A 12,460-nucleotide genomic window follows, 5' to 3' on the forward strand; every position below is an offset into this window, starting at 1 on the left:
ATCTTAGCACGCAAGAATAGTGCGGAGAGCGGCACATTTATGGACGGCATCATCAGGACCGAGATTTCCCCTCAAGAGGCGCGCGTCTGGCTGGCGGATGTAATCAAGCGCGAGCGGGCGAAGATCGAAAAGCTGCAATTGCTGCGCCGGTTCGACTCCCTCGATCCGCTTGATGATGTGCGCCACGACGAGGCCGCGCGGGACGCTTGGGCACATCTGGCACGGTCGGGAGTGAATGCGGACGCGCCCGAAGGTGCTTCTGAACTTTTGAGCTCGACGATCGACCTTTATCGCCGCGACCTTGCCAGTGAGAGCCGCAGGCGCATTATCGCAACGGCATCTATTGGTGCCCGCTGATCGGCGCGGTGACGGGAGCGCGACGCGAAGAGATTGCAGGCTTGTCGCCCGGGGACATCATCGAGGTCGACGACATCCCTTGCATTTCGATCCGTGAAACCGAGTAGCGCCGGGTCAAGACGCTCTCCTCTTGTCGTATCGTGCCGATCCATGCGCGCCTGATCGAGCTCGGGTTTCTCGACCATGTGACGAAGATGAAGCGTCCCGGGCACCCTGAACTGTTTCCAGACCTTCGGGAGCCCAAGAGCGGGAAGCACGGCAAGAAACTCGGACGCCGGATGAGACAGATCATCGATGATACGCTGGACGCCGACGGCACGGCGCTATCTTTCCACAGCTTACGCCATTACGCGCAGAACGCGCTCGAACACGCGCCAATCGACGATAAGATCATTCGCGACATCGTGGGCCATGAAGGGCGCGATATTCACGAGAAGACTTACCACAAGCCGCCCCCACCCAACCTGATGCGCCCGGCGATCGATGCTCTGCCACTTTGGGTATGACGGGGATGTGTCAGGCGTTTTTTGGGCGGGGAGCGGCCATTCGCTGCGCTTCTGCCGAATGTCGGCTTGCTGTTGTTCGGCGACATCTCGTTCTTCTGGCTATGACGTGGTCAAGCACCTCAACTTGCCGCGTGATCGGGGCTTGCGCGGGCCCACTGGGGCCGCGGTCCCCTCACACCGTGACACTCTCTTCCGGCTTGTGTCGCCTCGTAGCCATTCTGATCCTCCGTTTTCCTAAACATACCGGCGGACCACTTGATTGGGGGAGGATCAAAGGACGCATTCGCGCTGTTCCAAACCGCCCTGCCCATGCGATGCTGACGCCAAGATGCGGATCGCGAGCCTCAACACCCAAAACATGCGCCTGCTGCCGAACCGGGAGCTGGGGCGGCTGCATGGGGCTTGGGACAGCGACGACCCCGAGGACCCGCGCCTCGATCCGATCGACCGGCGGCTGACGGCGGAACTGCTCGCCGGGATCGACGCCGATCTGGTCGCGCTGCAGGAGGTGTTCGACCTCGCGACGCTGGAGCACTTTCACGCGCGCTACCTGCTGCCCACCGGCACACGGCCTTACCCCGAGCGGGTCTGCCTGCCGGGCAATGACGGGCGCGGGCTAGATTTGGCGGTGCTGTCGCGCCGCGCGCTGAGAGCGGTGCGCAGCCATGCCGCGCTGAGGCCGGGCGATCTGGGGCTGGAACTGCCCGAGGGCGTCGATCCCGAGATGCCGGTCTTCCGGCGCGATTGCCTGATGGTCGAAGTGGGCGCGCTGACGATGTTCATCACGCATTTCAAATCGCCCTACCCCGACGAGGCCGCCGCCTGGCGCACCCGGCGCCTTGAGGCGCTGGCGACACGGGCGCTGATCGAGCGGCACTTCGACGTTCCGGCCGAAGCGCTCTGGCTGATCCTTGGCGATCTCAACGAGCCCGACGACCCCGAGCTGCCCCTGCCCCGCGCGACCGCGCCGCTTGAACACGGGTTCAGCGTGGATCTGATGGCGCGGATGCCCCGGCCCGAGCGCTGGACCTATTACGATCCGCATTCGGGGCGCTACCATTGCCCCGATGTGCTGCTCGCCTCGCCTGCGCTGGCCGCGCGCTACCCCGATGCGGTGCCGCGTATCCTGCGCAAGGGCTTGGGCACCGAGGCCGCCCGCTATCGAGGCGAGCACCTGCCCGGCATCGGCCGCCACCGCCCCCATGCAAGCGATCACGCGGCCGTCACGATCGACCTGCCGGGGCTGTGAAGCGGGGCTAGAGCTCGAAGCTCTGATGCAGCTCGGGCATCACGACCTTCGCCGGGTCTAGCCCTTTCGCAAATGCCTCCATCGACTTTTTCTCGCCATGCACGAGGAAGATCTTTTCCGGGTGGCGGGTGCGGGCCAGCCAGCGTTTCAGGTCGCTCTGATCGGCATGGGCGGAGAAGCCGTTGATCGTGTGGATCTGCGCACGCACCGGGATCTCCTCGCCGAAAAGCTTCACGTGCTTCGCCCCGTCCACGATGATCCGCGCCAGCGTCCCTTCGGCGGCATAGCCCACGAAGATCACTGCACTCTCGCTCCGCGCGAGGTGGTGGCGCAGGTGATGGCGCACGCGCCCGCCCGTGCACATCCCCGAACCCGCCATGATGACCGCGCCCGAGCGGATCTCGTTGAGTGCGATCGAGTCCTGCGTCTCACGGGTGAAATGCAGTTCGGGCAGCTGGAACGGATCGCGCCCCTTGCGAATGATCTCGGCCAGTTCCGGGCGCAGCGCCTCGTCATGGCGCGCGAAGATCCGGGTCGCGGAGATCGCCATCGGGGAGTCGAGAAACACCCGCAGCGATTTCTCGATCTCGCCCGAGGCTATCCCCTCGCGCAGGAACCACAACAGCTCCTGCGCACGCTCCAGTGCGAAGGTCGGGATGATGACATTGCCGCCCCGCCCCGTGGTCGCGCGGATCGCGGCGAGGAATTCCGCGATCGAGGCCTCGAGCCCGCGATGGTCGCGCTCGCCATAGGTGGTTTCCATCACCACGACATCTGCATCCTCGGGCGGGTCGGCATCGTTGAGGAGCGGCCGATTGTCGGGGCCCAGATCGCCCGAGAACAGGACCTTTCGGGTGCGGCCATGCTCGGTCAGGTCAAGCCGGATCGAAGCCGAGCCGAGGATATGGCCCGCGTCGAAAAAGGTCGCCTCGATCCCGTCAAACAGCGAGAGCGTCTTGCGATAGGTGGCGTTGCGCCCGAACCGATCGACCGCGTCGAGCGCATCCATCGTGTCGTAAAGCGCCTCACGCGACCCGCCGCGCCGCCCATGGCGGTGATGATGGCGCGCCTCTTCCTCTTGCAGATGGGCCGCGTCGAGCATCACCAGCCGCGCCAGATCGCGCGTGGCCGAGGTCGTGATGATCTCGCCCTTGAAGCCACGCTTGACCAGAAGCGGCAGCCGCCCGCAGTGATCGAGATGGGCATGGGTCAGCAGCACCATGTCGATCTCGGAGGGCTCGAATCCGAATTTCGCGGCATTATCCTCGGTCAGTTCCGAGCGGCCCTGGAACATGCCGCAATCGATCAGGATCTTGCGCCCCGCGCATTCGACGAGATGGCAGGATCCCGTCACCTCATGCGCGGCACCGTGAAATGAAATCTTCATCCTCTCCTCCCATTGGTTCGTCGATATTGCGACCGAACTGCGCATACCAACGCCCGATATCCTCCCAGATCTCTTCGGCAGTTTCGGCATACCAGAACAGGTCGCGGTCCTCGGGGTCGATCACCCCCTCCTCCACAAGGAAATCCGGATCGAAGACCCGGCTCCAATACTCGCGCCCGACAAGGATCACCGGCAGCGGGCGGATCTTGCGGGTCTGGATCAGCGTGAGCGTCTCGAACAGCTCGTCGAGCGTGCCATAGCCGCCCGGAAACACCACGAGCGCCCGCGCGCGCATCAGGAAATGCAGCTTGCGCAGGGCGAAATAGCGGAAGCGGAAGCACAGGCCCGGCGTGATATAGGGGTTTGGGAATTGCTCATGCGGGAGCGTGATATTGAGCCCCACCGTGCGCGCGCCCGCATCATGGGCGCCGCGATTGGCGGCCTCCATCATCCCCGGCCCGCCGCCGGTGACGATCACCAGACGGTTGCCATGCGTGCCCTCGCGCGCACCGACGATCTGGCCGAAAGCGCGGGCGACCTCGTAATAGCGGCTTTTCGCGACGACGCGTCTGGCGATCTCGACGCGGCGGGTCAGATCGTCATTGCTCGGATCGGCCGCGCTGCGGGCCTCCATATCGGCCAGCTTCTCGCGCGCGGCTTCCGGTTCGGGGATGCGGGTGCCGCCGAAGACCACGATCGAATGGGCGATGCCATGTTCGCGCAGCAGCGTCTCGGCCTTCTGGTAATCGAGCTGCAGGCGCGGGCCGCGCATCTCGTCGCGGTTGAGAAAATCGACATCCTCATCGGCCTGAAGGTAATTCGGATGCGCCATGATCTCGCGGATCAGATCGGGGGCGCGGACATCCTCGTGGCCGGGTTTGGGCTGGCACCACGGCAGATCGACCTCGCGCGCCACGTCATCGGCGGGCCGGGGCTTGGCGCTTTCCTCTTCGATAGTCTCCGACATCGGCTCCTCCTCGATTACCGAACCGGCAGGCTTGCGGTGGCAAGCTTGACGACTTCCTCGGCGCAGGCAAGTCGAACCTTGCGATACAAGTCCACGGCGAAAAATCTTCGCACGCTCCCGGTCGCCAGAAAGTGGCAAAAGTGGACGGTTTCTACGCCGCCCGCAGCAGGCGCATCCCGCCGCTACCGTGACCGACTATTGCTCCCCCGTTCTCACGCAGCGTTCTCGCAAAAAAAGATGTCAGCTTAGGGCCGGTCGCTACCCGCTCGGTGGCCTGGGCGGAGAGCCGCCCTTCGCTGCGCCATAGATGAACGACTGCTCCGTAGACTCCAGACTCGTTAATTTTCAAAGCCAGAAGATGACAGTTGCGGCGAGGGCTACGGTGGACAGAAAGACCTTCGGGCACCTGTCGTAGCGGGTCGTAACGCGGCGCCTGTCGTATTTGATGGGCTTGCCTCGAGACTTCCGGCCCGGGATGCAGGGTTTAATGCCCTTGTCCTGCAAGGCTTCACGATACCAGTCGGCATCGTAGCCCCGATCGGCCAACAGCCATTCGGCCTCGGGCAGGCTGCTCAGCAGGGCCGCCGCACCGGTGTAGTCACTGACCTGGCCGGCTGTCATGAAGAACTTGATCGGGCGGCCGTTCGCGTCTGTGACGGCATGCAACTTGGTGTTCATGCCACCCGTTCTCAGGAAAACGATCCCCCGGATCGTTTTCTGATCTTCGAACTCCGCCCAATCAGCCTGCCACGCCCCCCTTTTTCAACCGCAGGCTCGAAGCCGTGCGGAGCGCCTTGAGATACTTGCGCAGGCTCACTCGAACGCATGGCGTTCGCCTGCTCACATCGATCATCACTGTCTTCCGGTCGGCGGCCTCGGAAGCAAGCCCCTCCATCATCCGGGCGAAAATACCCCGTTCGTGGCTTCTCTCGGACCAGTGGCGTTCAGCCACTCACCTCCAGCGCTTCCATCGGTTGTAGAGGGTCTTCGGCGGGCCATACTCTGGCGGCGCATCGGACCAACGCAAGCCATTACGATTGATGAAGATTATCTCGCTCAAGCCCCGCCGGTCATCGACCCGCGGTTTGCCATGGCTCTTTGGAAGTGAGGAAGGTCAGACACGGCCCGTTCAGCGTCGAGCGCCTATTTGCGGACGAAACAGCTTAGCATTTTTATCGGGAATTATTTGACCCAAGTGTTTTTGTCGGTTATTCGACGGGCGAACAGACAAGCAGGAACATCATGACCCGTATTTCACGCATCATTCCCGCGTTCATCGTGCTGACCTGTGCGCCGGCCCTTGCCGTGGCAGATGAGGCCGTTCCCACGATCACCCTGACAGACGGGGTCATCGCTCCGCAAATGATCGACCTGGCCGCCGATACCGCCGTGACGCTGACCGTCTCGAATACCGGCAAGACTGCAGCGGAATTCGAGAGCAAGCGCCTGCGTATCGAGAAGATCATCGCGCCGGGCCAGACCGAGACAATCGACCTTCCGGCGCTACCTGCTGGCAACTATCCCTTCGTCGAGGAATTCCACGAGGATCTCGACACCGCCAAGGGCACAATCGTCGTCAAATAATCCATCTTCCACCCGCAGGAGAATGTCATGGACGGACAGATCATCTTCATCCTGTGGCGCGAGAGTGTCGAGGCGCTTCTCGTCATCGGCATTCTCGCGGGCTGGCTCGCGCATGAAGGCGCCGGACGTCGAGCGGCGCGCTTTCTTTGGGGGGGCGTGCTGACGGGTCTCGCGCTGGCGCTGACCTTTGCGCTGACGCTGTTGGGCTTCTCGAAGCTACTGTCGGCAGATGTCCGGCAGGACCTGATGACGGTGATGGTCTTCGTCGCGGCCGGGCTGATCGTGCAGATGGTGGTCTGGATGCGCGGCCATGGCCGCACGCTGAAACGCGACCTCGAGGCCGGGCTGAAAGCCGCCGCGATACGCCAAAGCTGGTGGGCGGTCTTCGTGCTCGCGATGGCGGCAGTGGCGCGCGAAGGCTCGGAAACGGTGGTCTTCCTCTACGGCTCGCTCGCGGCGGCGAAGCAGAGCGAGATGGCAGGGGTTCTCGCCTCGATCGCCGTGGGCGTGGCTGCCGCTGGGGCAAGCTATGCGGCGCTGCGAGCCGGTGCGCGATTTATGCCGTGGCGCGGCTTCTTCCGTGTGTCCGAGGTCATGCTGCTGCTTCTGGGAGCGGCGCTCTTCACCACCGGCGTGGATGACCTCGTCTCGGCAGGTATCCTGCCCTTCGGCGCGCCGCTCTGGGATATGAGCGCGGTGCTCGATGACGGCGGCCGTGTTGGCGGGCTGATCTCGGCGCTGACCGGCTATCGCGCCGCGCCGGACGCCGCGACGCTGGGCGGCTGGATCGTCTACTGGGCCACGGTCGCAGGTATCCTGCGCTGGCAGAGCCGCAGCCTGCAGGCCCGTCTGGCCTGAGGCTCGTCCTTAAGATTCAAATTTTTTGCCCCGGCCGGGATTATTCCCGCGCCGGGGTCGTCTTCTTCCCTACAGGACCCAATTCCGAGAGGAGAGGAAGATGAAACGATTTCTGCTGACCACTGCCGTTTTGCTGGCCGCGAGCATTGCGCAAGCCGATCCTGCCAGTGTCACCGACACCGCCAAGGGGCCGACGCTGGTCAATTCCGCGGGCATGACGCTCTACACTTTCGCCAAGGACAGCGAGGGCATGTCCGCCTGCAACGGTCCTTGCGCCACGAACTGGCCGCCCCTGATGGCCTCCGCCGAAGATCAGGCGATGGGTGACTGGAGCGTGATCACCCGCGACGACGGCACGAAGCAATGGGCATATAAGGGCCAACCGCTGTATACTTGGAAGAACGACATGAAGCCGGGCGACGTGACCGGCGATGGCGTCGCCAATGGCGCCTGGAAGGTCGCCCAACCCTGACGCAATCTCCGGGCGGCGTCCCATCGAGGCCGCCCGATCCAGCAAGGCCCGCCCGTGTGACCCTCCGCACCCGCCATCTGATCGAGGCGCAGATCCCCGCGCTGCGCCGCTTCGCCTTCGCGCTGACCCGCGAGCGCGATGCGGCGGATGATCTGGTGCAGGACTGCCTCGCGCGGGCGCTGACGCGCTGGCACCTGCTGCGCTCGGAGGACAAGCTGCGGGCTTGGCTGTTTCGCATTTTGCGCAACCTCTACCACGATGCGCATCGTCATCGCGCGCGGCGCCCCGAGGCGGGTGCCATCGATCCCGACGATCTCGCCGGGACGACGGTCGATGCCGAGACGGTCGTGTTTCTCGGCGATGTGCTGGGGGCCTTGGCACGCCTGCCGATCGAGCAGCAGGAAGTATTACTCTTGGTCGGTGTCGAGGATTTCAGCTATGACGCGGTCGCCCGGATCCTCGGCCTGCCCAAGGGCACGGTGATGTCACGTCTTGCCCGCGGACGAGAGTCGCTGCGCGAGATGACCGGCCATGACCGCCCCGACCGCCCGCGCCGTCCCCACCTGCGGAGGCTCAAATGACCGATCCCCATGCGGAGGCCAACATGCTGAACGAGGCGGAGCTGCACGGCTATCTCGACGATCGGCTCCCGCCCGAGGCCCGTGACCGGGTGCAGGCGAAGCTCGCGGCGGATCCCGCGCTGGCGCAGCGGCTCTCCGCGATGCGCGCCGATCGCGACGCCCTGCGCGCGGCCCTCTCCCCGATCCACGCCGCGCCTGTCCCTGCGCGGCTGCGCCTCGCCACGCCGACTCGACCGGACTGGACACGGATGGCAGCCGCTTTGGCGCTCTTCGCCGCAGGGCTTGGCGCCGGTTGGGGGCTGGCGCGTCAGGATGGGAGCGCCCCACCGGCCGCCCCACTGAGAGAGCTCGCCCGCGAGGCACAGGTCGCCCATGCGGTCTATACGGTGGAGGTCGTCCATCCGGTCGAAGTCGCCGCACGGGAGCGCGACCACCTGATGGCCTGGCTGACGAAGCGGCTCGACCGCAAACTCGTCGCCCCGGACCTCTCGGCGCAGGGCTACAGCCTCGTGGGCGGGCGCCTGCTGCCCGCCGATCAAGGCCCCGCCGCGCAGCTTATGTATGAAACCCGAGCGGGGGCGCGGCTGACGCTCTATGTCACGGCGCTGTCCACCGGAGAAACCGCGTTTCGCCTGACCGAAGGGGCGGATGGTGTGGCGAGTCTAATCTGGGTTGATCGGGGCTACGGCTTCGCCTTGTCCGCACCTTTGAGCGGCACCGCGCTCTGGCCGATGGCCGAGGCGGCCTACCGGCAACTTGCCTTCAGGCAATGATTTTTCTGCGCTGTGGCATCCTTCGGAGCGCGCCGTTGATCTGGCTCAATGTCCGGCACTCTTCAAAGGTGTATCGACGCTAAAACAAACGCGTGAAGGCGACTATGGCCAAACTTTCTCTTTTCACTGCATGTCTCGCACCCCTCGCCCCGGCGGTCGCTTTCGCCGATGCGCCGGGCGGCTACGCAGAGGGTTATTACGGTCATCCCATGATGTGGGGCGAAGGCTACGGCTTCTTCGGTGTCGGCATGATGGTCGTGTTCTGGGGCGTGCTCATCGTCCTTGCCGTGCTTGCCGTGCGCTGGTTGATGGAGCGCGGACCGGGCCGGAGCCAGAGCACCGCCCTCGACATTCTCAAGGAACGCCTTGCGAAAGGAGAAATCGATCCCGAGGAATATCAGGCCCGCCGAAAAGCGCTCGAAGAATGACCAGGCTGCGCTCGGAGATCAGACTTGGCGAACGGTTGCGAGCCGTCGGGCGCGATCTCCCGGGCGCCAAGCTGGCCCCGTCTCATGACCGCTTGGATCAGGCCCCCGACCCTAAGACCGAGATGGGTCGCTTGGACCGCAAGGCCATTTCAAGCTATTCATGAGCCCATGCTCGCTATCCTCGCAGACAGAACCTATCGCCATCTCTTCGCCGCGCAGATCGTAGCGCTCCTCGGCACCGGGCTCGCCACGGTGGCGCTCGGGCTGCTGGCCTACGATCTGGCCGGGGACAATGCGGGGATGGTTCTGGGCACGGTCTTCACGATCAAGATGATCGCCTATGTCGGCATCGCGCCAGTGGCAGGCGCCTTCGCCGACAGGGTGAACCGACGGGCGCTTCTGGTCACGCTCGACCTCGTCCGCGCCTGCGCAGCACTGGCGCTGCCTTTCGTAACCGAGGTCTGGCAAGTCTATGTGCTGATCTTCCTCCTGCAATCCGCCTCCGCCGCCTTCACCCCGACATTTCAGGCGACGCTGCCGGATGTGCTGCCGGAAGAAGAGCATTACACCCGCGCGCTTTCCCTGTCCCGACTGGCTTATGACCTTGAAAACATCGTCAGCCCCACTCTCGCCGGGCTGCTCCTTGCGGTGATGAGCTATAACAGCCTGTTTCTCGGCACGGTCGCGGGGTTTGCGGGCTCGGCCCTGCTGGTGGTGTCGGTGATACTGCCGAACCCGCAGGCCGCAACCCGGCGCGGCATCTACGACCGGACCACGCGCGGCATCCGGATTTACCTTGCGACGCCCCGGCTGCGGGGACTTCTGGCGGTGAACCTCGCCGCGGCGGCTGCAGGCGCGATGGTGCTGGTGAATTCGGTCGTGCTGGTGCGCGGCGGGCTCAACCTCTCGGACAGCGATCTGGCCTGGACGATGTTCGCCTTTGGGGCGGGGTCGATGCTGGCGGCGCTCGGCCTGCCGCGCCTGCTCGAGAGCGTCCCGGATCGCCCGGTGATGCTGTCCGGTGCAGCCGTGATGATCGGCACGCTCCTCGGCCTTGCCGTAGCGATCTCGGCCATCGGGCTCAGCTGGCCTCTGCTGCTCGCGGCATGGCTGGCGACGGGCCTGGGCTATTCGGCAGTGCTGACACCGTCGGGTCGCTTGCTGCGACGGTCCTCGCATTCGGAGGATCGACCGGCCCTCTTCGCCGCGCAATTTGCCCTGAGCCATGCCTGCTGGCTGATGACCTATCCACTCTCCGGCTGGCTGATGACCGAGTTCGGCGCGGTCCCTGCGCTGCTCGGGCTCGCAGGGGTGGCGACGTTCGGCCTGATCGTGGCGCTGCGAGTCTGGCCCTCCGGCGATCCGGTCACGCTGGAACATAGCCACGACAACCTTTCGCCTGATCATCCGCATCTTCAGGGCCAACGCACGCATCGCCATCCGCTGGTGATCGACGATCTTCACCCGTATTGGGGCACCCGCTTCTGAGGCTCAGGCGGTCCCGAGCGGCAGTCGCACGAGACCGCACCGACGACCAGACAGAGTCTTCGCGGCAGATCGAAAATTTCAGGGTAACATTTTCACCGTGCAGCAATCGGTCTTCTGCCGCAGGAATTATTAACGGCCACTTTGGGCCGTTCGCAGCACCTGAAGGGAAGGACGGAAAGCTGACATTCGCTGCACGGAAAACGAATGGCAGCTTTAGGCTGTTCAGCGACATCTCGGTCTTCTGGCTGCGACGCGGTTTTTTGCTGCGTGGTGCGCAAATCGCCGGAAGCACCGGGACGATCGTCACGACATCAACCAAGAAAGCATTCATGGGCTGTAAGAAAGCTCCGCAAAGCACTCGACGGAGCGCACAGACGGCGGCCGCCCTTCACTCTTTGGACAATACATTCGCTCCCCGATAGCTCCGGACATGCAGCAAAAGAGGGTGGCGGAGAAACGCAGCGCAAGCTTCTGGAATGCGGTGCGCACCGTGAGATCACGGGGCCTGAGTCCGATCACCGCTCTTTGCGGCGCCTGACGGACACGAGGCAGTCGGAATGATCGGGGTGCAAGGCGGGCAAATCGCGCCCGAGCACATCGACCGCGCCGACATGGCGGAGCGCTCCGCTGACCGCGACCTCGCCGTCGATAAAGCGTTTTCGCTTGCCATGGCCGCTCGCGATGCAATTCCACGAACCGCCTCCGTCAGCGGACGCAAAGCGCGGCGGATCGTGCGGCGCCTGGCGACCGGCCGTATGGGTGACGTGTTGTTTGCCAAGGGCGGGCTGTTGCACCGACGGGGCATGCGTGACCTTTCCGCCCGTCGAACTGGTCATCATCACGCCAACCGGTCGCGGCTTCGGGCGCGGCACCATCATCGGCACCGCCTGAGGCGTGGCCGTGAGCACTTGGCCGGGCACCATCTGCGGCGAGGCGACCGGCGTTGCGACCTTGCTCGGCGCCAGCACCGGCGTGGATTGTCGCATCGGGGTCGGCACCGCGTAGGGTACCTGTTGAGGGACCGCCTGCGGCGTGGGCTGCGGAACCCGGCCATAGCCTCCGAAGGTTTGCCCCGGGTTCGCCTGCACGATGATCGACGCGGGCACTCGGCCATAGCCGCCAAAGGTCGTGGGCGGGTTCGGCACCACGATGATAATGGGCAGCCCCTGCCCGGTGAAGGACGGCGCCGCAATCGGTTGAATGGTCGGCACCGGAGAGACCCCGGTGACGGTCGTAGGCAGCAGCGGCTGGATGACGTAGGGCAACTGGCCCGTTCCGGTGAAGGACGGGGTCTGCAAAGCCTGAGGCGGATTGACCGGGCCGACGCCCGTCAGCACAGTTTGCGGCACAGGCTTGATCACAGTCGGCAACTGCCCCGTGCCGGTGAAGGACGGTGTCTGCAACGGTTGAGCCGGGTTCACCGGGCCGACACCGGTCAGGACGGGTTGCGGCACTGGCTTGATCACAATCGGCAACTGACCGGTGCCGACGATCGGCGCGCCCGGCTGTCCCTGCACGGTCGGAACCGGGCCATACCCCGTCGTCACTGTCGGCTTCGTGGGCACGACATTGATGATCGCGGGAACGGTGGGAAGGGTTGGTTGAGTGCCCGTCGTCGGAAGCTGGGTGGTCGTCGGGATTGTCCCCGGTGTTCCCGTGCCGGTGCCGGTCCCGCTCGGCCCGCAATCTGCCGCCCCGTGTTTGTTTCCCACACCATTGCAGAACCCGAAGTGATTGCCTTCGCCGAAGGCAGACACCGCTGGAAGCGTGAACAGGACGACTGTCAGAGCAAGAGACGGTTTACGCATGA

Annotated in this window: 13 protein-coding genes and 1 pseudogene; 10 read left to right on the forward strand and 4 right to left on the reverse strand. The window is 64.6% G+C overall.

All coding sequences use genetic code 11. From position 1 onward, the window contains the following. The first annotated feature begins 39 nt into the window (after positions 1-39). From F8R15_RS21750 to F8R15_RS05545, 3 genes are all read left to right on the forward strand, one after another. Positions 40-357 carry a hypothetical protein gene (locus F8R15_RS21750; RefSeq protein WP_253732429.1) on the forward strand — a complete coding sequence of 106 codons (318 nt, stop codon included), beginning with the start codon at positions 40-42 and terminating at the stop codon, positions 355-357. Between the two features lie 278 nt (positions 358-635). After that, on the forward strand, positions 636-863 hold the full coding sequence (locus F8R15_RS21755; protein ID WP_253732431.1) for a hypothetical protein: 228 nt from the start codon (positions 636-638) through the stop codon (positions 861-863). 328 nt (positions 864-1,191) lie between these two features. Beyond that, a complete protein-coding gene (locus F8R15_RS05545) occupies positions 1,192-2,112 on the forward strand; it encodes an endonuclease/exonuclease/phosphatase family protein (protein ID WP_152843883.1) in 921 nt (306 codons plus the stop codon). A gap of 7 nt (positions 2,113-2,119) precedes the next feature. Here the strand turns inward: F8R15_RS05545 and F8R15_RS05550 are convergent, their stop codons facing one another. From F8R15_RS05550 to F8R15_RS05560, 3 genes and pseudogenes are all read right to left on the reverse strand, one after another. Next, entirely contained in the window at positions 2,120-3,499 is a 1,380-nt protein-coding gene (locus tag F8R15_RS05550) for an MBL fold metallo-hydrolase RNA specificity domain-containing protein (RefSeq protein ID WP_152843884.1), read from the reverse strand. Then, positions 3,468-4,466 (reverse strand): LOG family protein, encoded by a 999-nt coding sequence (locus F8R15_RS05555; RefSeq protein WP_152843885.1) that lies wholly within the window; start codon positions 4,464-4,466, stop codon positions 3,468-3,470. The genes F8R15_RS05550 and F8R15_RS05555 overlap by 32 nt, the downstream gene beginning before the upstream one ends. Positions 4,467-4,811: 345 nt before the next feature. Then, positions 4,812-5,568: pseudogene (locus F8R15_RS05560) on the reverse strand (IS5 family transposase); the annotation flags it as partial. 140 nt (positions 5,569-5,708) lie between these two features. Here F8R15_RS05560 and F8R15_RS05565 point away from each other — a divergent pair. The 7 genes from F8R15_RS05565 (at position 5,709) to F8R15_RS05595 (ending at position 10,650) form a co-directional block, all read left to right on the forward strand. Then, positions 5,709-6,050 (forward strand): cupredoxin domain-containing protein, encoded by a 342-nt coding sequence (locus F8R15_RS05565; RefSeq protein ID WP_152843886.1) that lies wholly within the window; start codon positions 5,709-5,711, stop codon positions 6,048-6,050. 27 nt (positions 6,051-6,077) lie between these two features. Further along, entirely contained in the window at positions 6,078-6,908 is an 831-nt protein-coding gene (locus tag F8R15_RS05570) for an FTR1 family protein (protein WP_152843887.1), read from the forward strand. Positions 6,909-7,008: 100 nt separating this feature from the next. Next, positions 7,009-7,380 (forward strand): hypothetical protein, encoded by a 372-nt coding sequence (locus F8R15_RS05575; protein WP_152843888.1) that lies wholly within the window; start codon positions 7,009-7,011, stop codon positions 7,378-7,380. A 56-nt stretch (positions 7,381-7,436) separates the two neighbouring features. After that, the gene (locus F8R15_RS05580; protein ID WP_368731009.1) at positions 7,437-7,961 is read left to right on the forward strand and encodes an RNA polymerase sigma factor; all 525 of its coding nucleotides are present in this window, start codon (positions 7,437-7,439) and stop codon (positions 7,959-7,961) included. Beyond that, entirely contained in the window at positions 7,958-8,734 is a 777-nt protein-coding gene (locus tag F8R15_RS05585) for an anti-sigma factor (RefSeq protein WP_152843889.1), read from the forward strand. Before F8R15_RS05580 ends, F8R15_RS05585 begins: the two co-directional genes overlap by 4 nt. A gap of 104 nt (positions 8,735-8,838) precedes the next feature. Further along, the gene (locus F8R15_RS05590) at positions 8,839-9,162 is read left to right on the forward strand and encodes an SHOCT domain-containing protein (RefSeq protein WP_152843890.1); all 324 of its coding nucleotides are present in this window, start codon (positions 8,839-8,841) and stop codon (positions 9,160-9,162) included. A 168-nt stretch (positions 9,163-9,330) separates the two neighbouring features. After that, positions 9,331-10,650, forward strand: a complete 1,320-nt coding sequence (locus F8R15_RS05595; RefSeq protein ID WP_152843891.1) for an MFS transporter — start codon at positions 9,331-9,333, stop codon at positions 10,648-10,650. A gap of 515 nt (positions 10,651-11,165) precedes the next feature. Here F8R15_RS05595 and F8R15_RS05600 read toward each other — a convergent pair. Next, positions 11,166-12,458, reverse strand: a complete 1,293-nt coding sequence (locus F8R15_RS05600) for a hypothetical protein (RefSeq protein WP_152843892.1) — start codon at positions 12,456-12,458, stop codon at positions 11,166-11,168. Between the last annotated feature and the right edge of the window lie 2 nt (positions 12,459-12,460).

Source organism: Thioclava sp. JE_KL1, from assembly GCF_009296265.1.
GTDB lineage: Bacteria > Pseudomonadota > Alphaproteobacteria > Rhodobacterales > Rhodobacteraceae > Thioclava.

What these genes read in the sequence shown, in the direction of transcription:
- F8R15_RS21750 (WP_253732429.1), top strand. Translation starts at nt 40, where the DNA reads ATGGACGGCATCATCAGGACCGAGATTTCCCCTCAAGAGGCGCGCGTC.
- F8R15_RS21755 (WP_253732431.1), top strand. Translation starts at nt 636, where the DNA reads ATGAGACAGATCATCGATGATACGCTGGACGCCGACGGCACGGCGCTA.
- F8R15_RS05545 (WP_152843883.1), top strand. Translation starts at nt 1,192, where the DNA reads ATGCGGATCGCGAGCCTCAACACCCAAAACATGCGCCTGCTGCCGAAC.
- F8R15_RS05550 (WP_152843884.1), bottom strand. Translation starts at nt 3,499, where the DNA reads ATGAAGATTTCATTTCACGGTGCCGCGCATGAGGTGACGGGATCCTGC.
- F8R15_RS05555 (WP_152843885.1), bottom strand. Translation starts at nt 4,466, where the DNA reads ATGTCGGAGACTATCGAAGAGGAAAGCGCCAAGCCCCGGCCCGCCGAT.
- F8R15_RS05565 (WP_152843886.1), top strand. Translation starts at nt 5,709, where the DNA reads ATGACCCGTATTTCACGCATCATTCCCGCGTTCATCGTGCTGACCTGT.
- F8R15_RS05570 (WP_152843887.1), top strand. Translation starts at nt 6,078, where the DNA reads ATGGACGGACAGATCATCTTCATCCTGTGGCGCGAGAGTGTCGAGGCG.
- F8R15_RS05575 (WP_152843888.1), top strand. Translation starts at nt 7,009, where the DNA reads ATGAAACGATTTCTGCTGACCACTGCCGTTTTGCTGGCCGCGAGCATT.
- F8R15_RS05585 (WP_152843889.1), top strand. Translation starts at nt 7,958, where the DNA reads ATGACCGATCCCCATGCGGAGGCCAACATGCTGAACGAGGCGGAGCTG.
- F8R15_RS05590 (WP_152843890.1), top strand. Translation starts at nt 8,839, where the DNA reads ATGGCCAAACTTTCTCTTTTCACTGCATGTCTCGCACCCCTCGCCCCG.
- F8R15_RS05595 (WP_152843891.1), top strand. Translation starts at nt 9,331, where the DNA reads ATGCTCGCTATCCTCGCAGACAGAACCTATCGCCATCTCTTCGCCGCG.
- F8R15_RS05600 (WP_152843892.1), bottom strand. Translation starts at nt 12,458, where the DNA reads ATGCGTAAACCGTCTCTTGCTCTGACAGTCGTCCTGTTCACGCTTCCA.